The 20,774-nt window shown below is 72.6% G+C and carries 16 protein-coding genes and 1 pseudogene; 8 read left to right on the top strand and 9 right to left on the bottom strand.

Annotation, left to right across the window (positions count from 1 at the left end; translation table 11 throughout):
- Nucleotides 1–77 precede the first annotated feature (77 nt).
- Together MUU72_RS15350 and MUU72_RS15355 are read left to right on the top strand one after the other, a co-directional pair.
- Nucleotides 78–656: a TetR/AcrR family transcriptional regulator gene (locus MUU72_RS15350; RefSeq protein WP_248013807.1), complete on the top strand. Its 579-nt coding sequence runs from the start codon at nucleotides 78–80 to the stop codon at nucleotides 654–656.
- Between the two features lie 173 nt (nucleotides 657–829).
- On the top strand, nucleotides 830–2,035 hold the full coding sequence (locus MUU72_RS15355; protein ID WP_248013808.1) for a carboxylate-amine ligase: 1,206 nt from the start codon (nucleotides 830–832) through the stop codon (nucleotides 2,033–2,035).
- 66 nt (nucleotides 2,036–2,101) lie between these two features.
- Here MUU72_RS15355 and MUU72_RS15360 read toward each other — a convergent pair whose 3' ends face one another.
- Entirely contained in the window at nucleotides 2,102–3,256 is a 1,155-nt protein-coding gene (locus MUU72_RS15360; protein WP_248013809.1) for an oxygenase MpaB family protein, read from the bottom strand.
- 215 nt (nucleotides 3,257–3,471) lie between these two features.
- On the opposite strand from MUU72_RS15360, the gene MUU72_RS15365 reads away from it, so the two are divergent.
- Nucleotides 3,472–3,828, top strand: a complete 357-nt coding sequence (locus MUU72_RS15365) for a darcynin family protein (RefSeq protein ID WP_248013810.1) — start codon at nucleotides 3,472–3,474, stop codon at nucleotides 3,826–3,828.
- Nucleotides 3,829–3,855: 27 nt separating this feature from the next.
- Here the strand turns inward: MUU72_RS15365 and MUU72_RS15370 are convergent, their stop codons facing one another.
- Nucleotides 3,856–6,135, bottom strand: coding sequence for a serine/threonine-protein kinase (locus tag MUU72_RS15370; RefSeq protein WP_248013811.1), 2,280 nt, complete (start codon nucleotides 6,133–6,135; stop codon nucleotides 3,856–3,858).
- Between the two features lie 802 nt (nucleotides 6,136–6,937).
- On the opposite strand from MUU72_RS15370, the gene MUU72_RS15375 reads away from it, so the two are divergent.
- Together MUU72_RS15375 and MUU72_RS15380 are read left to right on the top strand one after the other, a co-directional pair.
- On the top strand, nucleotides 6,938–8,506 hold the full coding sequence (locus MUU72_RS15375) for a DUF6345 domain-containing protein (RefSeq protein WP_248013812.1): 1,569 nt from the start codon (nucleotides 6,938–6,940) through the stop codon (nucleotides 8,504–8,506).
- 144 nt (nucleotides 8,507–8,650) lie between these two features.
- Nucleotides 8,651–8,778, top strand: a pseudogene (locus tag MUU72_RS15380) (IS5/IS1182 family transposase); the annotation flags it as partial.
- 98 nt (nucleotides 8,779–8,876) lie between these two features.
- On the opposite strand, the gene MUU72_RS15385 reads toward MUU72_RS15380, so the two are convergent.
- The gene (locus MUU72_RS15385; protein WP_248013813.1) at nucleotides 8,877–9,689 is read right to left on the bottom strand and encodes an SDR family oxidoreductase; all 813 of its coding nucleotides are present in this window, start codon (nucleotides 9,687–9,689) and stop codon (nucleotides 8,877–8,879) included.
- Nucleotides 9,690–9,752: 63 nt separating this feature from the next.
- Between MUU72_RS15385 and MUU72_RS15390 the strand changes: the two genes are divergently transcribed.
- Nucleotides 9,753–10,538 carry a helix-turn-helix domain-containing protein gene (locus MUU72_RS15390; RefSeq protein WP_248013814.1) on the top strand — a complete coding sequence of 262 codons (786 nt, stop codon included), beginning with the start codon at nucleotides 9,753–9,755 and terminating at the stop codon, nucleotides 10,536–10,538.
- A gap of 246 nt (nucleotides 10,539–10,784) precedes the next feature.
- Here the strand turns inward: MUU72_RS15390 and MUU72_RS15395 are convergent, their stop codons facing one another.
- From MUU72_RS15395 to MUU72_RS15405, 3 genes are all read right to left on the bottom strand, one after another.
- Nucleotides 10,785–11,831, bottom strand: coding sequence for a caspase, EACC1-associated type (locus tag MUU72_RS15395; protein ID WP_248013815.1), 1,047 nt, complete (start codon nucleotides 11,829–11,831; stop codon nucleotides 10,785–10,787).
- Nucleotides 11,832–11,938: 107 nt separating this feature from the next.
- Nucleotides 11,939–12,304 carry an effector-associated constant component EACC1 gene (locus tag MUU72_RS15400; protein WP_248013816.1) on the bottom strand — a complete coding sequence of 122 codons (366 nt, stop codon included), beginning with the start codon at nucleotides 12,302–12,304 and terminating at the stop codon, nucleotides 11,939–11,941.
- A gap of 220 nt (nucleotides 12,305–12,524) precedes the next feature.
- A complete protein-coding gene (locus tag MUU72_RS15405; protein WP_248013817.1) occupies nucleotides 12,525–13,034 on the bottom strand; it encodes a stress protein in 510 nt (169 codons plus the stop codon).
- Nucleotides 13,035–13,340: 306 nt separating this feature from the next.
- Here MUU72_RS15405 and MUU72_RS15410 point away from each other — a divergent pair, with 306 nt between their 5' ends.
- A complete protein-coding gene (locus tag MUU72_RS15410; protein WP_248013818.1) occupies nucleotides 13,341–15,317 on the top strand; it encodes an AfsR/SARP family transcriptional regulator in 1,977 nt (658 codons plus the stop codon).
- A 33-nt stretch (nucleotides 15,318–15,350) separates the two neighbouring features.
- Here MUU72_RS15410 and MUU72_RS15415 read toward each other — a convergent pair whose 3' ends face one another.
- The 3 genes from MUU72_RS15415 to MUU72_RS15425 all read right to left on the bottom strand — a co-directional run bounded on the left by MUU72_RS15415 (nucleotide 15,351) and on the right by MUU72_RS15425 (nucleotide 19,870).
- Nucleotides 15,351–16,508: a hypothetical protein gene (locus MUU72_RS15415; RefSeq protein ID WP_248013819.1), complete on the bottom strand. Its 1,158-nt coding sequence runs from the start codon at nucleotides 16,506–16,508 to the stop codon at nucleotides 15,351–15,353.
- A 187-nt stretch (nucleotides 16,509–16,695) separates the two neighbouring features.
- Entirely contained in the window at nucleotides 16,696–18,333 is a 1,638-nt protein-coding gene (locus tag MUU72_RS15420) for an amidohydrolase (RefSeq protein ID WP_248013820.1), read from the bottom strand.
- Between the two features lie 85 nt (nucleotides 18,334–18,418).
- Entirely contained in the window at nucleotides 18,419–19,870 is a 1,452-nt protein-coding gene (locus tag MUU72_RS15425) for an APC family permease (RefSeq protein WP_248013873.1), read from the bottom strand.
- A 172-nt stretch (nucleotides 19,871–20,042) separates the two neighbouring features.
- Between MUU72_RS15425 and MUU72_RS15430 the strand changes: the two genes are divergently transcribed.
- Entirely contained in the window at nucleotides 20,043–20,765 is a 723-nt protein-coding gene (locus tag MUU72_RS15430; RefSeq protein WP_248013821.1) for a TetR/AcrR family transcriptional regulator, read from the top strand.
- The last annotated feature ends 9 nt before the right edge of the window (nucleotides 20,766–20,774 follow it).

Raw genomic sequence — 20,774 nt, forward strand, 5'->3', positions numbered from 1 at the left:
GGATCTAGCGCTGCTAGCTGATGAGCCAACGCTAGACCTGCTCCCGCTCGGATGTCTAGCGATGCTAGGGTCGAGCCATGTCGGTAAAGGAACGCAAGGAGCGCGAACGGGCGGACCGCGAACGCCTCATCGTGGCGACGGCCCGCGAACTCGCCGAGCAGCAGGGCTGGGACGCGGTCACCACCCGCCGGCTCGCCGAGCGCATCGAATACAGCCAGCCCGTCCTCTACAGCCACTTCCGCGGCAAGCGCGAGATCATCGGCGCCGTCGCCCTCGAAGGCGCCGCCGAGTTGGCCGATGCGGTGCGGGCCGCGGCGTCCGCCGCGGACGGCCCGCGCGCCCGGGTCGCCGCCCTCGCCCGCGCCTACCTCGACTTCGCCGCCCGCAACCCGGCGGTCTACGACGCCATGTTCCAGCTCGACGGCGGCCTGGCGTTCGCGGAGGAGGACACCCCCGAGCCGCTCAAGGACGGCTTCGCCGCCCTGCTGGAAAGCCTGGGCGAGGTCGCCGGCGACGGCGTCCACCCGGGGCTGTTCACCGAGGTCTTCTGGGCGGCCCTGCACGGGCTGGCGACCCTGACCCGGGCGGGACGGCTGCCGCCCGGCGACACCGAGCGGAGAGTGGAACTGCTGGTGGACCGGCTCGCCGTGCTCTGACGCACACGGTCGGCGGCCGCACGCCGTGCCGGCGGCCCCGCGGCCGCCGGACTCGTTCTCTTCGGCCACCCACCGGCCGAAATGGCGCTGTCCCCGTTTGCTGCCACAACCCGCCGGACATATCTGACCCGTCGCCGTCCGCCTTTCCAGTCAGCGGAAGGATGCGTGGCAGATTGGACCCCCTTTCTCCGGACAGCGCACCGGTCCCCGGTGAGCTGATCCGTCCCGGCACCGCCCCCGCGTCCGTCTCCCGCGCGGGACCGATGACCATCGGGGTCGAAGAGGAATTCCTCCTCATCGACCCCGAGACGCGCCTGCTGGCGCCCGTAGCGGACGCTGTCATCGCGAAGGCCGCCCCCGCCCTCGGCGATCACGTCACCCCGGAACTCACCCGCTACCAAGTGGAAACGCGCACGGACCCGCACACCAGCCTGGCCGCTCTCGCCGAGCAATTGCACGCCACCCGCCGGCAGGTGGCCGAGGCAGCCGCCACCAGCGGCGCACGACTGGTCTCCAGCGGCGCGCCCGTCCTCCTGCCCGCCGGCCCTCCGCCGTTGACGTCCGGCGAGCGGTACGCCCGCAGCGCCGCGCAGTTCGGCGCGCTCGACGACGAGCAGGTCGCCTGCGCCTGCCATATCCACCTCGGCTTCGACGACCGCGACCTCGCCCTGCGGGTCAGCAACCACCTGCGCGTCTGGCTGCCCGCCCTCATCACCGTGGCCGCCAACTCCCCGTTCTGGGACGGCCGGGACACCGGATACGCCAGTTGGCGCAACATCGCCTGGAACCGCTGGCCGGTCGCCGGCCCGCCGCCCCACTTCGCCTCCACCGGCCATTACGACGATCTGGTCGCCACGCTGATCGGCACCGGGGCCGTCCTGGACCACAGGGGCGTCTACTGGGACATCCGCCCCTCCCACCATCTGCCCACCCTGGAGGTCCGGGTCGCGGACGCCGCACCGACCGTCGACCACACCGTCCTGCTCGCCGGCCTCGTACGGGCGGCAGCGGCGACCGCCCTGGAATCCGTGCGGCGCGGCGAGCCCGCACCGCAGCCCGACCCGCACCTCCTGCGCGCCGCCTGCTGGCGAGCGGCCCGCCACGGCCTCGCCGGCCACGCCGTCAACCTCACCCACCACGCCCTCGAACCGACCCAGCGCCACCTGCGCGACTTCCTGACCTGGCTGCGCTCGGCCCTGAGCCGCCACGGCGACCTCCGCCACGTCGAGACGCTGACGGCACACCTGCACCGCCACGGAACGGGTGCGGCGTACCAGCACCGCGCCTACCGAAGACGCCAGCGCCTCACCGACATCGTCGACGACCTCGTCACCCGCACCCTGTCCCCACCGCTCCCGCGGGGCACAGCCCGAGCCTGACCGGGCGCGCGACGCGCAACGCCGCCCGCCGTCCGGGGGACGGTGCGGGCGGCGTACCGGCCGGGCTCAGCGGTTGTCGTGCAGTTCCTGGTGCATCTGCGGCTGGTCGTCCTGGTCGTGGGTGAGCGCGAAGCGTTCGACGTCGTTGAACGCCCTGGAGGCGACGCCGAGGATCTCCTCGTAGGGATTGACGCCCACGGTGTCCTTGGCGGCGCCGCCGAACAGGCCGCCGCCGATGCCGCTGACGACGTCGTGGCCGGCGGCGAGCGGTTTGCCGGCCTCCGCCAGGACACCGTGCGGCAGGCCGGCCAGGTCGGCGTACTTGTCGGTGAGTGCGACGCGGACCATGGCCACGTAGGCGTCGTGCGCGCCCGGCGGCAGGAACTTCCGGTAGAAGTCGAGGGCCTGCCCGGTCATGAAGACGCCGTCGTCGGTCCTGCTCCACTCCTTGTCGCGTTCCTGGTTCCACAACCGCTCGACCTCGTCGGCGTCCTTGGGCAGCAGCCACTTCTCCGGCGTGCCGAGGTAGTGGTTGACGTAGTGCCAGGCACAGACGAAGCCGTGGGCGTCCGCGCGGGAGACGTTGATGCCCAGGTGCTTCATGGCCTGGAGGATCTGGGTGCTGAAGACGCAGGCGGCGCCGGTGGTGTACTTCTGCGAGACTGGCTCGCCCCACTTCGCGTAGTCCCATTCGCCGCTCTTCTTGTGCAACTGCCGCACCGAGGCGTGGACCAGGCGCACCTTGGTGACGGTGGCGGCCAGCGAACCGTCCCGCAGCGCACCGCGGTTGCCCATGTCGAGGAAGAGCCGCGAGGACTGCGACAGCCGCCGGCCCGGCCCCTCCACACCGCCCAGGCGCCCGGTCGAGCGGAGGGTGAACGCGCCGGTGGGGGAGAGGTAGGTGCCGATCAGTCCGACCGTTCCCTGGAGCATCGACGCCTCACCGTGGTGGTGGGCGAAGAAGCCTTCGGCGGCCTTGACGTCCGCCTCGCTCCACCCCGGCGGCTCGGCCGCGGCCACCTCCAGGAACTCCCGCAGCCGCGGCGGAAGATGGCCGTTGTCCTGGCCCGGCTTGAGCGTCCCGATCGTTCGGAACAGCCCGTTGACGCCATCGACCTCCTTCTTCTCGATCAGCTCGGACACCAGCGCATCGGCGAGCGGGTCACCGGCCTCGTTCGCCTCTTCCATCGCGGACGCGACCGTCTCAGCCGTCAATGCCACAGTGCAGCTCCGTTCTTCGCCATCGGAATCGCTCCGGCGAAGATGTCCGCGCATCCCCGTGCTCATCCGGCGACGGACCGACCACCACCCGTACGAGGGAACCGGCGGCCGAAGTGCCGTGCCACCGCATCGAGACCCGCTGCGGGCCGCTGAGGGCCGCGCAGCGAGGGCCTCCGCGGCGGGGCGCCGGCCTTCGGTGATCCACAATGGGGCGTATGAGTGTCCTGCCACCGCAGCCGCGGTTCACCATATTCGTCCACCTCACGGCCTTGCCCGCGTGGCTCGCGCTGGGGCGCCCCGAGCGTCAGCAGATCATCGCGGAACATGTGCAGCCGCTGCTGGAGAAACACGACACCGTCCAGGTCCGGTGGTTCGACGCCGAAGCGTGGGCCGCCGCTCCGTCGGATGTCCTCGTGGCGACGGCGGACGACCTGACCTCGTGGTCCGACCTGTTCGAGGGCCTCCGCGACAGCCCCCTGTGGAGCGTGCCCTACTTCCGGGTGGAGCTGGTACTCCCCACGGTCGAGGACGGCTTCGCCGACTACGAGCGCCGCACCGGGCAGCGCGGCTGAGCCGCACCGGCCCGCGGCCGGCGGGGGTCAGCTCGCCTTCGGCGGCTTGCGCGCGTCGAAGGCGAAGAGGGTGTTCTTGGCCGCGGCCACGATCACCGCGCGGCCCGCAAGCGTCACCCGCGGGCTCGCGCCCTGCTCGCCCCCCACACCGTCGGCCTGCGGATCCGTTGACCACAGGCGCTTGCCGTCGTCCGGCGACAGCGCGACCACCCGGCCGGTGGCCGAGCTGAAATACAGCGCGCCGACTCCCGCGGCGGGGCCCGACGCGCCCTCCACGCCGGACTGCCGCGACCACTTCATCCGGCCGGTCGCGGGGTCGAGGGCCGTGACGAGACCGGTCTGCCCGCTCACGTAGACGGTGCTGTCCGCCATGCCGGGCGTCCCCGCGTACACCGTGGCCAGCTTGGAGTACGTGACCTTCCGCGAGACCGGGTCGACCCGCGCCACCCCGTCGTAGCCGGCCGGCTGCGTGCCCTGCATGTGGACGTGGAGGAGCACGAGCCCGCCGTGGGCGACGCCCACCGGCACGGTGGGGCCGTTGACCGCGAGGGGCTTGCCCAGCGCCCCCGAGGCGCGGTCGACCGTGTACAGGGCGGGGTGGTGCACCGCCACGGCGTCCACCTCGGCGGTCGGCGCGCACATCGCGAGGAGCTGCCGTCCCACCGGGACGGGAGCGCACTGTGTGCCCGCGGGGAAGGGCGACGTCCAGGCGAGGTGCCCGCTGTGCGCGTCGCGGGCCTCGAAGCGGGAGTTGGCGGCGTTGACCGTCACGATGTCGGAGCCGACCACGAGGGCGTCCTGCGTCCGGCCCGTGACGGCCGTCGACTGCGCGCCGGACGGTACGGACCACAGCTCCCGGCCGGTGGTGGCGTCGAGGGCCACCACCTCGCTGGCCGGGCCCTTCGGGTCGTCCTGCGCGGCGAAGCGGTAGCCGAGCACCGTGTCGTCGGTGGCGCCCACCAGGTGCATGCCCTGGACGGGGACGCCGGGGCTCTTCACCGTCCACACCCGCGAGCCGTCCTTGGCCCTGATCCGGGCCGCGACCACACCGCCGCCCCCGCAGAACACCGCGTCGCCGTGCGCGACGCAACGGAGTTCGTCGGGGATGTCCGCGCGGCCGCCCGGTACGGTCTCGTGCCACGGCTGGAAGCCGTCGGGAAGCGCGGCACCCGCCGCCGCCAGGGTGTCGGCCCTGCCGCCGCGGGTGTTCCCCCCGGAGCCGCCCGCCTGCAACGCGGCGGCTCCGCCGCCGATCACCGCCACCGCGACCGCCACCGCGAACACGGGCCGCCGGCGGCGGCGCAACCGGCGGACGGGGGAGGCGTCGGCGCTCCCCGTATCGGCAACGACCGGGGTAACGGCAGGGGCGACGACCGGGGTGGCGGCCGGGGTGGCGGCCGGGGGCGCCGGCACCGGGGTGGCGGGCGGCGCGAAGTGGTGCTGGGTGATCACGTCGCGGGTGCGAGCCGCGCCGACCTCCCCCGTGTCGTTCTGGCCGAGGTCGGCCGGCAGGTCCCGCAGCAGCACGAGGAGTTCGTCCGCCGAGGGGCGCCCGTCGGGGTCCTTGGCCAGGCACGATTCGACGACCGTGCGCAGGGCCGTCGGCACGTCCTCCAGCGACGGTTCGTCGTGCACCACCTGATACGCGGCGATGTACGGGCTGTCCGCGTCGAACGGCCCGTGGCCCGTCGCCGCGTACGCGACCAGCGTCCCCAGCGAGAAGACGTCGGACCGCGGCCCCACGTCGCGCGGCGCCTGCAACTGCTCCGGCGACATGAAGGGCGGCGTACCGATGACCCGCCCGGTCATCGTCAGCGTCTGCTGGTCCGCGGCGCGCGAAATCCCGAAGTCGATGACGCGTGGGCCCTCGGGCGAGAGCACGACGTTGGAGGGTTTCAGGTCACGGTGGACGACCCCGACCCGGTGGATGTCGCGCAGCGCCTCCGCCAACCCGATGGCGAGCCGCCGCAGCTCCGCGCCGCTCAGCGGGCCCTTCGTGGCGATGCGCCGGGCGAGCGTGGGCCCCTGGATATAGGCCGTCGCCATCCACGGCTGCTCGGCCTCAGGGGCGGCGTCGACCACGGCGGCGGTGAACGCGCCGCTCACCCGCCTCGCCGCCGCCACCTCCTGCCGGAAGCGGATGCGGAACTCGTCGTCCGCCGCGAACTGCGGATGGATCAGCTTGATCGCGACAGGCCGCCCCGAACTCGTACGAGCCAGGAAGACCGTGCCCATGCCACCCGAGCCGAGCCGCGCCTCAAGCGGATAACCACCGATCTCGGCTGGATCACCTCCGCGCAGCGACACTCTTCCCGACCTCCTGTCCCCGTGTCCCTCTGCCGGTCACGGGCCTGCGTCCTCGTCCTTACCCACAACCTAGTCGCAGGTCAGTACAGCAGAGCACAGCGGGTGACGAACAGGGAGCCCAGCACGTGGACCCCCGGGTCGCCGGCGCCCTTGCCCACCGCCTCGGCCCGCCGCCTGGTCCGGCCACTCCGCCGCGCACCGGGTGGATGCGCCGGCCGCGAACACGTCGGTCGCCGCTCCGCAGAGGCGTGGACGGAGTCCGCGTCCAGGAGGAGGCGGGCGAGCGGCAAGCCCGTGCCGGCGGACACCACGGTTGCGCTGCTGCGAGCGGTGTACCACCGACCAATGCGGTGAAGGGGCGCACCGTAAGGGTGACCCCCGGCGTGATCAAGGCAGCCATGGACAAGTACCTGACAAGCCGCGGGGTCGCCCCTCGATGCGGGGGCCGGACGCCGCAGGGCCGAGGAGCCGGTGCGCGAGCGAGCGGGCTGCCTGCGGCCCGTAGCCCGGAAGCTCCGCCGAGTAGGCCGGCGTCGGGCGCTGGTGCCGGGCCGGGCCGACACCGCCGGAAGCGGCCGGGCGGCCCCATGGCGAGGTTCGGTTGCCGAGAGCCCCTTCCCCGGGCGGCGCGTCAGGGCAGCAGCAGACGAGCGAGCAACGCAGCCGCGTTCGGACGGGCCCCTGCATGCCCATGCCCGAGGCGAGCGGCCGAGCGCCCGTCAGGCTCACTGGTGGGCGTCGGCGCGGCGGTACCCCGCTGCTACGCGAAAGAAAGCCGGAACACGAGGGAGGAACTGTGTCGGTGGACGAGCAGCAACAGCACCTGATTCCGCGTCCGCGCTCCTGGCCGTCGGTGCCTGTGGCGACGGACCCGTTGTTCGAGCCGGGCATCACCGGCCGCTACGCGGGGGCGTTCAGCGTGACCAAGACACTCTGCGAGGACAACAGCGACCTGGACCACCCCGGTGCCGAGGTCGATGCCCTGGCGGCAAGCCTCCGGGTCCCGCTGACGTTCTCGTTCAAGGACGCTGCCGTGCACAGCGCCCTGTACCACGACCCGACCCTGCCGGAGGGGATCGACACCAACGTGGTCTCCTACCACAGCGGCCACGGAGGCACCAACGACCAAGGGGTCTATGCCGCGCTCCTGCACCACGAGGAAGACGACCACGAAGGCTGCGACGCCTTCTCGGACCGGATGACGATCGGAGCCCGGCGCTGCCGCTACGTCTTCTGGTCCACCTGCAACTCCACGCTCATCAAGGACGGCAAGCCGTGGCAGGCATGGGGACCGCCCAACCGCGGCTTCCGCATGATCTTCGGGTACGAGACCAGCTGTAGCGACGATTTCACCTATGGGGCTGCCTTCGTGCGCAACGCGCGCTGGGGGTTCTGCTTCAGCGTGGCCTTCCTGCTGGCCTCCTGGGACGCCGACCCCGGCCAGATCCCCGTGGCCACGGCCTGCGGCGTCCAGCCCCTTGAGACCCACGAACGCCTCTGGCGGGAGAAGGTCTTCTCGGCCGAGGCGGTGGGCCCCGTCGTGTGGGAGTGGGTGTCCCTGGAAGAGGTGGCCCGGCTTCAGGAACCCAACCTGGCCTACCCGCCCACCCTCCAGATCGCGGTGCTCGACCCCGGCTTCGCCGTCCCGCCACCGGAGTTGGCCCGTCGGTTCGCCATCCCTCCCGAAGCCCTCCACCTGGAGGACTCGCGCCTGGTTGCCGTCGAGGGCGAGCGCCGCCTGACGCTGGAGGCGGGCGGCGACCGCTGGTGCGTGCAACTGGCCGAGCTGGCCGAGCACATCGAGACCGGGGGAGCGTCACTCCCCGACGAGCAGGCACGCGCCCTCGCCGAAAACGCCCTGCGCGCCTTCGGCCTGTGGACTCCCCTCCTGCGCGCGGAGCGGATCGCGCACCTGTACGAGGGCACCTCACGCGTGAGCATCCCGCCCCCCTTCAGGCCCACGCACCGGGCGACGCTGGTGGAGTTCCGCCAAGTCATCGGGACGCTGCCGGTCGTCACCCCCGGCGCCGGCACGTTTCAGGTCCTCATCGCCGCCGACGGCACGGTCACCTCCATCGTCTCCTCCTGCCGAGCGGTCCTCGGGATGTCCGACCAGCCCGTCAGCGGCCCGCCCCCTCCCCAGCTGCCCGACCCGGAAGAGGCCCTCCAGCTGGAACTCCAACGACTGCTGGAACGCCTGGACTTCGACGCCACCCGGCCCGGCGCGGTCACCGTGCTCCCGGACACCACCGAGATCGGCTACGACATCCAAGGCAACCACGGCGTGCTGATCGTCCAACGCCGCGTCGAACTCACCACCCCCAACGGCCTGACGAAGCGCCATCTCCTCAAGGCCGTGCTCTACGGTTAGGCGGTTCGTTCGGGCCAGTTGACTGTCGGCCTGGGTGCGCTGGGAAGACCGAGGTGCAGCGGAGAGTATCGACCAACTGATCATTTCAGCATGAGTCGAGCGGTGAGTCCTGCGGTCGGTGATCTTGGTCGGCGGGGTGTCCGGGTGCGTACTGATCTTGTTCCGGACGACCTGTGGGAGCGGGTGGCTCCGTTGCTGCCACCCGCTCCCGAACGACGCCCCCGCCCCCCGGGCGCCTTCGCGTTCCGGATCGAGCGGCGCTCGCCGGCATCACGTAATACCGTCGAGGCGTCGCCCGCTCACCTGCCGGTGGCAGCAGGTAGCAGGTGACACGTGGAAACCCCGGACGCCGCAGGGTGCTCCGTACCGGTCAGGCACGGGAGGCGAGGTGCCGCCATTCGTTCCATGTGTCGAGCCGCTTCCGGTAGGCCGCCTCGACCACCGGATAGGGGTAGGTGCCGAGGAAGAGCCGCAGGGGTGGTGCGTCGGTGTCGACGAGTTCGAGGACAACGGCGGCGGTGCCTCGCGCGTCCTGGGGGGCGCGGGCGGACGCACCGGCCCGGCGCGCGGCGCGGACGGGTTCGTAGGCGGGCAGCGGCTCGGTGTGCACCCCGGAGGCGCCCGACCAGTCGGTGCCGTAGGGGCCGGGCTCCACGAGGGTCACGTTGATCCCGAACGGAGCGACCTCCTGGGCCAGGGCCTCGCTCATCCCCTCCAGGGCCCACTTGGAGGCGTTGTACAGCCCGAGCGTGGGGAAGGCGGCGAGGCCACCGAGGCTGGAGACTTGCAGGATGTGACCGCTGCCCTGGGCCCGCAGGTACGGCAGAGCCGCCTGCGTCACCCACAACGGGCCGAACAGATTGGTGTCGAGCTGCGCACGGGCCTGTTCCTCGGTGGCTTCCTCGACCATGCCGAACAGACCGTAGCCCGCGTTGTTGACGACCACGTCGAGGCGGCCGAAGAACTCGGCGGCCCGTTGCACCGCGGCGATGGCGGTGACGCGGTCGGTCACGTCAAGGCGGAGCGGGAGGACGTTGTCCCCGTAGGCGTCAAGGAGGGGCCGCAGGGTCTCGGGATCGCGGGCGGTGGCGGCGACGCGGTCGCCGCGGTCGAGAGCGGCCTCGGCCCAGATACGGCCGAAGCCGCGGGACGCGCCGGTGATGAACCAGGTCTTCTTCTTCATGGCATCGAGCCTGCGTCGCTTACGCCTCACCAGCCAGCACCCCTCCAGGGTTACCCTCACGGCATGGTGGTCGACAATCTCCTGGGAGATTTCCTCAAGGCCCGGCGCGGACAGGTCGCTCCGGCGGATGTGGCGGTGCCCGCCGGCGGACGTCGCCGGGTGGCAGGACTGCGCCGGGAGGAACTGGCCCGGCTCGCCGGAATCAGCGAGCCGTACCTGGTCCGGCTCGAACAGGGCGTCGACCGGCACCCGTCGCTCCAGGTGCTGCGCTCCCTTGCGCAGGCGCTGCGGTTGGACGCTGACGCCGCCGCCCACCTGCACGCCCTCGTCGGGCCCGCCCCCGCGCCGCCGTCGCGGACCGAGGTCTCCGCGGACGTGCACCGGCTGCTCGACGCGTGGGCGGACCGCCCCGCCTACGTGCGCGACCGGCGCTTCGACGTGCTCGCGGCGAACAAGCAGGCCCGTGCGCTCGCCCCGATGTATGAACCCGGGAGCAACCTGGTCCGAGCGGTGTTCCTCGACCCGGCGACCCGCCGGCTCTTCCCCGACTGGGCGGAGGTAGCCGCGCAGACCGCAGCAGCCCTGCGTGCCGAAGCTGACCCACGCGACCCCGAAACCGCCTGCTTGGTCGCCGAGTTGGAGACGGACGACGAGTTCCGTCGTCTGTGGATGCGGCACGAGACGCGGCCCGCCCGTGACGAACTCAAGCGCTTCATGCACCCGGTCGTCGGCAGCCTCGCCCTGCGACGGCAGGCGCTCACCGTCGGCGGCGCCGAGCAACAGGTGATCATCGTGTATCAGGCGACGACCGGGAGTCCGTCCGAAGCGGCCCTGGCGCGTCTGTCGTAACGCGTCAGACGTCTGCCCTTGACCAGGGAGCCCCGACCGTCGTTCGGGGGACGGAATGCCTGCTGAATGAGTTCCCGCGACCAGCGGGGCCGCGCGTACGGCACGGTCCGTGGGAGTCGTCCGGGACTTTTCCGGGAGTTCCGGCTTCATCAACCGGGCGCGAGCAGGGAACGACTGAAAGACCCTTCGCGCAGGTCGGTCCGGGACGGAATCCCCCGCATCGCCGCGGGTCGTCGTGCTGTCTGGTCAGATGTTGAGGAAGCGCTCCAGCCGGATGGGGGCGCGGCGGTCTGCCAGATGGACGTCGGCGGTGAGGTTGAATTCCCCCCAGCCCAGCACCACCAGCCCGAAGTTGCTCGACCGGTCGGTCACCGTGCGGTCGTGATCGGGGAACGTCGGGTGCAGGTGGTAGACGACCTTGGTGACGCGATCGAGTTCGGCGTCCTCGAAGCTCGTGAGGTAGATGCTGATGCGAAAGTACGGGCGGCCGCTCGGGCTCTGCGAGCTGTCCGGCCGCGTGGTGTGGGCCAGGTGCAGCGTTGTCCGGTGCGTCAGCGCCGCAGGCGCTGCGGCGGGCCTGCGGTCAGGGTGCCGGTTGCGGACCAGGCCCAGCAGGTCGGCCGTTTCGGTGCCGCATTGCTGCGGTGCCGGCAACCCTTCGGCCCTGAGCTGGACTTGCAGGTGCCGGTAGATGTCGCCGAGGCTGAGCATGGCCCCGGCTCGCGTGGTACCGGTGCGCATCAGACGCAGCAGCCGCTCGGTGAACGCCGTGTGCCGCTCTCCGGGGAGGACCAGCGCCGTCCGGCTTCCCGGGGACGAGGCCAGGGTGTACGTCCCGGCTACCTGGAGCTGACCCAGGATGGCATCCGCGTCCTCGGCCAGCGTTGCGCTGATCGCTCGCCCGCTGAAGCAGCTGTCCAGGATCACCGCCCGAACGGCCGCCCTGCTGTCCAGAAAGACGTCGCGCACCGCCTCGAACGGCATGGCGGTGAACTGCGGTCGGTCCGGCCGGGTGGCCGACAGGCTCAAGTAGAGTTCGCGACGGCGCGGTTCGAGTAGTCCGTGGCCGCTGTAGTAGAAGAGCAGCAGCTCCTCGGCCTCCGCAGCGGCCCGTCCCAGCAGGTCGCCGACCTCGGCGACGCCGGCCGCAGGGGGCGCGGTCCAGCAGAACGCGGGATCGAAACCGCCCAGCCTCGGGTCGATCAACACCCGTCGGAGATCGGTGAGGTTGTGGGCGACGGCCGGAACATCGGTAAGCCGTGGATCGTCGTAGGCCGCCGCGCCGGCCAGCACGATCCGGGAGCGGCGGGGGTCGACCGCGCGGGCCGTGGCCGGGTCCGCCGAGACGTAGTGCGGAAGCGTTTCTCGCGCGGGCGGCGACTCGCGAGGCTCCGGGGCTCTCATTCCGGCTGCCGCGGATCATCGAGGTGCCGCAGGGTTTCGCGGAGCAGGGCCTCGACATCGGCTGCCCGTTCGGCGGCCACCGTCACACTGCGGTCGCCGGCCCGTACTTCGATCCGGATGTCCGCCTTGCGCGGCTGAGACAGATACGCGCGGAGCGCCGCGCCCAGCACCGTCAACGCCCCTCCGCTGCCCACGGCGACGACCAGGGCGTCGGCCACCGCGCCCAGCTCACCGGGCCCCGGCGCGGCTTCGGCGAACGCGACCAGCCCCCGCAGCTCCGGTTCGTGCCGCAACCAGTCCGCGAGCTCCGCCGCCTCCTCGACCGGGTCGCCGCCCGTCACCGACAGCCACACGCCACGCACGCGTCCCCCTCGTCTGACTGCCGTGAGCATGCCCGCGAAGCCAGTCGGGTACGCGACGGGAAGGCCGCTTCTTGCGCGACGTCGGCGGGAGGTGCTCCGGAGGCGATCGGGGTGGGGCGCCCTCCGGGGGAGTGGTGAAGGCGCCCCGGTTCGGGGCGGACCGTCGGATGATGACGGCCCGTCACTTACAGGTCGGCGGGTCGGCCGGCTGGAGTGGCGGTCACGGGCGGTAGAACTTCACGTAGCCGCCGTTGTCCGGGCGGTCGTACCAGCCGCGGAACGCCCAGTTGAGGTAGCCTCCGTCGCCGACGTTCGTGAACTCGCCGTCCTCGAAGACCCAGATGCCGTAGACCACGCCGTCGTAGGTCGCCGAGCCGTACGTCTTCACGCCGTTGAGGTGGTCCTCGTAGCCCTGGCTGAGGTTCATCACCATGACGTTGTACTGGCCTCCGGCGGCGTAGAACGCCGATTCCCGGAGGTTCTTGACGAAGCCCTCGCGATTCTGGGCGGTCTTGACGGACGCCTCTATCTTGTTGGCGATGCCGAGCACGTCGATGGTGAAGTTCAGGTTGGCGTTGGCGCCGACGCTGACCGGCGACTCGCCCGCCGCCGCGGAGGCGGGGGCCGGGGCGGCCGTGGCGGTAGCGGGGAAGGCGGCACCGGCGACGGTGAGCGCGGCTCCCAGGGCCATCGCGGCCAGGCTTTTCTTCAGGACGCCAGAAGCGGACATGGTTCTCCTTGGTAACTGAGGGGTGGCACTCTCCGCATGGGCGGAGAGCAGGCCGGGGCAGCGGGGAGAACCGCGGCTCCGGCACGGACACCAGACTCGGCGGAGCCGCTCATGAACGGCTCATACCGTGCTCACGCGGCCCGTTTCCCGTGATCGGACCGCTTCCGGCCGCTACCCGTACGCGTCAGACATGTCCACATGGTGAGAGGGGCGTGGGGTGATCACGCGGCGGTCATTTTCGTGGTCTTTACTTGGACAAGGGCGGTCAGGGCGCGCCCAGTTCGACGGTATGCACAAGAGGGCACGATGGTTCAGTTGCGGCTCCTGGGGCCGGTGGAGATCGAGACGGACCAGGGCGTGCCGTTGGCACTGGGGGCAGGCCGCATCCGTACGGTGGCCGCGGTGCTGATCAGCGAGGTCAACCAGGCGGTCCCGGTGAACCGGCTGATCGACCTGGCATGGGACGGGGACCCGCCCGCCCGCGCCCGCGGTGTGGTCCACAATCACGTGCACCGGCTGCGGCGGCTGTTGGCGGGCCATGCCGAACTCGCCACGCGGGGGCCGGGGTACGTCCTCCTCGCCGACCCCGGCTCGGTGGACGTGCATCGCTTCCGGAGCCTGGTCGGCGGTGTCCGGGACGTCGACCCCCCGGCGGCGGTCGCGATGCTGCGGCAGGCCCTGGGGCTGTGGCGGGGCGAGGCGCTGGCCGACGTGCCCGGAGAACGGGTGCGCCGGACACTGGGCGCCGGCCTGGCGCAGGCACGGGTGGCCGCGCTCCAGGAGCTCGGCAGACGGCTGCTGGAGCTCGGCCGGTACGGCGAACTGGTCACGGAACTGAGCGGGTGGATCGCGGAGCACCCGCACCACGAGGAGCTGACCGCGCTGCTGATGCGTGCCCTCCAGGCCGGCGGCCGGCAGGCCGAGGCCCTCGACCACTACCACCGTGCCCGCCGCCACCTGAAGGAGCAATTGGGCATCGATCCCGGCCCGGCGCTCAGCCAGGCGTACCTGGCGGTCCTCGGAGGCGGCCACAGCCCTCCGCCGGCCGCCGGCCGCGCGCAGTCCGCGGCGCGGCACCCGGCACCGGCCACACCGCCGCGCGCCGGGCCGCCACCCCGGGGGCCCCGCTGCGGGCCGTCCCCCGGGGAGCCGGGCGCGGCGCTGCCCGCCGCCCCGTACGCCTGCGGGCACCGAGCGGACCCGCCACCGCCCCGGATCGCCCAGTTGCCGCCCGTCGTCGCCGACTTCTGCGGCCGTGAGCGGGACCTCGCGGTGCTGGACCAGCACCTGGACCGGGTGCCACGGCCCGCGTGCCTGGTGCTCGCCGGGGCGGGCGGGACCGGCAAGACCACCCTGGCGGTGCGGTGGGCGCACCTGCGCAAGGCGGAGTTCCCCGACGGGCAGCTCTTCGCGGACCTGCGCGGCCTGGAGCGGCCCCCGATGCGGCCCGGCACCGTACTGGCCGCGTTGCTGCGGGCCCTGGGCGTGCCGGAAAAGGGGATCCCCGAGGCGGTGACGGAAGCGGCGGCGCTCTACCGTTCGCTGCTCGCCGGCCGGCGGATGCTCGTACTGCTCGACGACGCCGGCTCCCCGGAGCAGGCGCGCCCCCTCCTGCCCGCGACGCCGGGGTGCCTGGCGGTGGTGACCAGCCGGCGGCGCCTGAGCGGACTCGTGGTGCGGGACGGTGCGGCGCTGGTCAGGGTGGGGCCGCTGGCCGCGGAGGAGGGGCTCCAGTTACTCGGCAACGCGCTGGGACGGAAGCGCATCGAGGCGGACACGGCGGCGGCTCGGGCGCTCGTGGAGCGGTGCGACCGGCTGCCGCTGGCGCTGCGGATCGCGACGGCCCGGCTGATGGCGCACCCCGAGTGGTCGCTGGACTGCTGGACGGACAAGCTGGCCGACGAGCGCCGCCGGCTGCGGGAGCTGTCCGCCCACGGCACGGAACTGACCATGGAGACCTGTCTCCACCTCAGCTACCGCGGCCTGTCGAGCGGCGCCGCCCGGCTCTTCCGCTTCCTCGGTCTGCACCCCGGCCCGTACGTGGAGAGCCAGGACGCCGGTGTGCTGGCCGGCTGGGACGCCGACCGCACCAGCCGTCACCTCGCCGAGCTGTGCGACGCCCACCTCCTCGAAGAGGACGTCCAAGGGCACTACGTACAAAGGGAGTTGGTGCGCCTGTACGCCGCGCAGCGCGTCGCCGCCGAGGAGCCGCGGTTCGCTCGGGACGAGGCGGTGCGGCGGCTGCTCGCCCACTTCGCCCGGCGCCGGGAGTCCCTCCGCTGACGGCGGGGCCCGCCGCCGCGGAGGGAGCGGGCGTCAGGACCGCGACGCCCGTCTGCGCCTGCGGACGAGCGGCACCGCGGCGGCGGCGCCTAGGGCGAGGGTTCCGGTGCCCGCGCCCGCCCACACCGCGATCGGCAGCCCCCGCTCGCCACCGTGGTGCGCCGGGCCCCGGGTGACGTCGAGGTAGCTGGTCTTCTTCACCCGCCCGCGGTGGCTGACGACAGTGACGGGATACGAGCCGGGCTCCAGGTCGGTCCTGAGCCGCGCCGGGCCCCAGTACATCGGGGGATCCTGCTCGTGGCCCTTCAGGGGATCCGACCTCAGTCCGGCCGGGGCCTGGAACGCCGGGGATGTCGCCGTCATGCGCTCCTCCTCACCCGGGTCCGGATACGCGTCCTGCCACCTGACGAATACCGTCCGGCCCGCCGCGACCGTGACACCCCTGACCCGGGCGTCGAACACCCGGCCCGCCTCCCGGAAGAACGCGGGGCCCTGGACCCTGCCCAGGTAGTCGTCGTCGCCGGGGTGGGCCGAGCGGACCTCCAACCGGGCCTGGGCCCTCCGCTTCCCCTGCGCATCGGTCACCCGGAGCGTGTACGCGCCGTCCTTCAGGGTGGTGCGCAGCGGCACGTCGAAGGCGTTGAAGACGCGGGTGTTGTTCCAGCCCTTGCTGTGTGCGAGTCGGACCGGCGCAGGGAACGCCGTGGAGCGGACGGTGAAGGACGTCCCGGTCTCCCCGGGGTACAGGTCGTCGAAGAACACGTTCACCTTGGTGCCCGGCCGCCGGGCGCGGCCTCCGTCCACTTCGACGGAGGGGAGCCTGGGAGGCTTGACGTCGATGGTGTCGCGGGCGATGACCCTGCCGTGGGCCTTGACGACGAGCGGATACCTGCCGGGCTCGGCCGTCGGCGGGATGGGCGCCTTGACGCCTTCCCCGCCGGTGTCCTCCGCGGGGGCGTCCAGCCGGATCGGGGCCGCGAAGACCGGCGATTCGGCCACCAGGTCCATACCCGGCTTGCGGGTGAAGTTGAGCAGATCGATGCCGATGGCCTCGCCGGGGCGGGGCCCCGCGAACGCCTGGCTGATCGCCGGCGGATCCCCGGCCGCCACGGCCGGCCACGCCAGGATCCCGCAGCTCAGCACTCCCCCGCACACGCCGACGGCCACCGCCCGCTGCCAGCCCGCCCCCATGGCGCCTCCCCTCGCTCACCGAGGAAGAGGGCGGGATCGCCGCGCGGGTTGCCTGGCACAGCCCCTGCCCACGAGGCAAGGCCCGCCGGTACGGGGCAAGGCCGGACGGTCCGCCCCTCCGGCGGGCCCTGGACGGCTTCCAGGGCCCGCTGCCGTGCGAACGGCTCCGCGCTCGGCGGCGCGGCCGTCACGCGGCGGAGTGCACCAGCGCTCCCCCCACGTAGGTCCGCAGGACCCGGGCCGTGTGGATCTCCTCGGCCGGGGCGGTGAAGATGTCCCGGTCGAGGACCACCAGGTCGGCGAGGTGGCCCGGTCGCAGGGTGCCGGCCTCGTCCAGACCGTTGACGTGGGCCGAGCCCGCCGTGTAGGCCGCGATCGCGGTGGCGAGGTCGAGGCGCTGCTCCGGCAGGAAGACCGGTGCGTCGGCTGCCCCGGGCTCCTTCCGGTTGACGGCGACGTGGATCCCGGCGAGCGGGTCGGGGCTGCTCACGGACCAGTCGCTGCCCGCCGCCAGCGTCGCGCCGGCCCGCAGCAGGGAGCCGAACGGGTATTGCCAGGTGGCGCGTTCGGGCCCCAGGAAGGGGATGGTCAGCTCGTCCATCTGCGGTTCGTGGGCGGCCCAGAGCGGTTGGATGTTGGCGATCGCGCCGAGCTGTGCGAAGCGCGGGATGTCGTCGGGGTGGACCACTTGGAGGTGGGCGAGGTGGTGCCGGGTGGCACGGCGGCCGTTGGCGGTGCGGGCGGCCTCGATCGCGTCCAGCGCCTCGCGCACCGCGCGGTCGCCGAGGGCGTGGAAGTGCACCTGGAAGTCGAGCGCGTCGAGTGCGGTGACGTACGAGCGCAGCTCGACCGGGTCGACGAAGCTCAGGCCGCGGTTGGCGGTGGCGCAGCCGCAGCCGTCCAGATACGGAGTGGTCATCGCGGCGGTGAAGTTCTCCGCGATGCCGTCCTGCATGATCTTCACCGAGCCGGCCCGGAACCTGCCGTGGTTCAGTTCCGCGCGGCGGGAGACCAGCTCGGGGATCTGGTCGGCGCCCCGGCCGCGGTCCCACCAGAGCGCACCGTTCACCCGGGCGGTGAGGGTTCCCGCGCGGGCGGCGGCGAGGTAGGCGTCCGAGGGGTCGGGCTGGCCGTTGAACTCGCCGAGCAGGGCGTCCTGCCAGCCGGTGATACCGAGCGAGTGCAGCAGCCGCTGCGCGCGCAGCAGGCCGTCGAGACGGTCGGCGGCGGTCCGCGCGGGCACCAGCCGGGCCACCAGGCCGGTGGCGCCTTCCTGGAGGACGCCGCTCGGCGTGCCGTCCTCCTCCCGTTCGATCCGGCCGTCCGCGGGGTCCGGGGTGTTCCGGGTGAGGCCGGCGAGTTCCAGTGCCCGGGTGTTGGCCCAGGCGCCGTGGTGGTCGCGGTTGACGAGGTACACCGGCCGGTCCGGCACCACGGCGTCGAGCAGGTGCCGGCTCGGCAGGCCGCCCTCGAAGCTCTCCATGGACCAGCCGCCACCGGTGATCCAGGTGCTCTCGGGGTGGTCGTCGGCGAACTCCCGGACGCGGCGCAGGTAAGCGTCGACCTCCAGGGCGCCGGTGAGGTCGCACTCGGCCAGCTCCAGACCGCCGTAGACGGCGTGGATGTGGGCGTCCTGGAAGCCGGGGAGCAGCAACTTCCCCCGGAGGTCGATGACGTCGGTCCGCGGGCCGATCAGCTCGCGTACCTCGTCGTGGCCGACGGCCGTGATCCGCTCCCCGGTGACGGCGAGACTGCTCGCCCGGGTGCGGGCGGGGTCCCCGGTGTGCACGGGGCCGTGGGTGAAGACCAGGTCTGCCGTGGTCATGGGTGTTTCTCCTGGTGGGTCGGTGGCCCGCGAGCGGGCCGGGGAAGACGGGGCGTGGTCCGTGCGGGCGTCCGCAGCGGGCCGGTCAGCCGGCGGTGTCCGGGGCGCCGGCGGAGGAGGCGTCTCGGGACGGGAAGAAGTAGGGCGGCCGGCGGCGTGCGCGGGCCCACGCGGCGGCCAGGAGGCCGGAGACGATCATCAGCACCGGGACGAGCAGCGCGAACCAGCCGTTGTCGGCGGAGAGTGCGAAGTGATCGGTGGAGCGGTAGAAGGTCCAGACGAGGTAGCCGCCGACGGCGAGCAGGGCGAGCGCGCCCAGCACCGGTCCGACGACCGCGCGCAGCGCCTCCGTCGGTGAGGCGCGCAGCAGGTGGCGGAAGTGCACGGCGGCGGCCGTGGCGGTGAGGGCGTAGTAGAGGGCGACGACGATGCCGATCGCGTTGACCGCGGCGGAGATCAAGTCGCTGACGGTGGGGATGACCAGCGCCAGCAGGGCCAGGACGAGGGCGATCGCGGTGATCAGCAGGGTGCCGGCGGCGGGGGTTCCGTGCCGGGGGTGCAGGCGCGTCCAGACGGGGCCGAGGACGCCGTCGCGGCCCATCGCGTACATTCCGCGCGCGGTGGGGATGACGGACGCCTGGAGCGACGCCACCGCGGAGAGCATCAGGGCGATGAGTGGCAGCGCGGCCAGCGGCTGGTGGGCGAGCTTCGTGCCGAAGTAGGCGAGCCCCTGTGCGCCGTTGTCGGACAGTTCGCCCAACGGCAGGACCCGCTGGAAGGCGGTGCCGGCGAGCAGGAACAACAGCAGCATGACGGTCAGCGCCAGGAACCCGCCGCGCGAGGCGTCCCGCGGGTCGGTGACCTCCTCGCCGACGCTGAAGACCGACTCGAAACCCCAGTAGCAGAAGACCGCGAGCACCACGCCCTGGGCGAGGGCTCCGGCCGAGGGGATGTCGAAGGGGTTGAACCACTGGAGCGAGAAGGGCTGCTTCCCGGCGAACAGGCCGTAGCCGCAGAAGGCGAGCAGCACGCCGTACTCGAAGACCAGCAGGTATTTCTGGAGGCGTGCGGCGAGGTCGAGCCCGCGGACGGCGACCAGCGCGGCGGCGACCAGGACGGCCATGCCGAGGAGGGTGGACTGGAGGGTGGAGTCCGGGTCGAGGCGGAGGCCCGCGACGCTGTGGAGGTGGGCCTGGCCGAGGAGTTGGATGATCGCCGAACCGGTCACCGTGGTGGTGTACGCCATGAACACGATCGTGCCGACGGTGTTGACCCATCCGGTCAGAAAGCCCAGCCAGGGGCTGAGGATCCGGCCCACCCACTGGTAACTGCTGCCGGCGTGGGGTTCGGCACGGTTGAGCCGCCCGTATCCGCCGGCGATGCCGAGCACGGGCAGGAAGGCCAGCAGCATGATCGCCGGCAGGTGCAGCCCGACGGTGCCCGCCATCAGTCCGAGTCCGATGCCGATGCTGCTGGTGGCCGCGGTGCTCGACGCGGCCAGGACGATGCCGTCGACGACGCCGATGGACTTCCGCATTGCGGTCTTGGGGGCCTGGGGGCTGCTTTCCGGTGTGCTGCCCGCGTCCCGTACTGGAACTGCCAATGATCTCCGCCTTGTTGGTAGGGGGAACGTGGCCGAAGGGCCCGATGGCAGGTCATGGAAGACCTTGCCTCTTCCCATGTCAATGCCGTTGTCATAAGGTCCGGCCATGGCTGAGCGTGTGGTTCCCGAACCGCTTCGACGGCGCAGAAGGCCGACGAAGCAGGGCACGGTGCTGTCCGAGCGGGTCATCGTGGAGACGGCTCTCCGGCTGGTCGGCCAGCACGGCGCGGAGGCGCTGACGGTCCGGCGGCTGGGTGCCGCACTGGGCGCCGATCCGAGCGCGCTGTACCGGTACTTCCGCAACACCGACGACCTGCTGCTGGCCCTCGCCGACGAGTTGATCGGCCGCGCCCAGCACGGCTGGCGGCCCACCGGTGACTGGCGTGCCGACCTGTGCGAGCTGGGCCTGCGCATCCACGCCTCGTACCAGGCGCACCCGCAGGCCGCCTTGCTCGCGGCGCACCGCACGACGGGGCGGGACAACGAGATGCGGTCCGTGGAGATGATCCTCGGCGTGCTGCGGTCGGCGGGCTTCCGCGACCCGGCGGCGGTACGGATCTACCACGCCTTCGTGGACCAGGCGCTCGCCTTCGCGGCCCTGGACGCGGCCGCGCTGGCCATGCCGGCCCCCGCGCAGGCGGCCGACCTCGGGGTGTGGCAGGGCCGCTACGGCGGCCTGGGCGCGGCCACCCACCCCAACATCGCAGCCACCGTGCGCCTGCTGGCCGCCGAGATGCCGCGCAGCGGCTATCCCTTCGCGCTGGAGCTGCTGCTGGACGCGGTCGCGGCCAGGCTGCCCGGGGCGGGCGCGGGGGCGGAGGCGGACTGAGGCCCGGAG

Source organism: Streptomyces rhizoryzae (assembly GCF_023155275.1).
Lineage (GTDB): Bacteria > Actinomycetota > Actinomycetes > Streptomycetales > Streptomycetaceae > Streptomyces > Streptomyces rhizoryzae.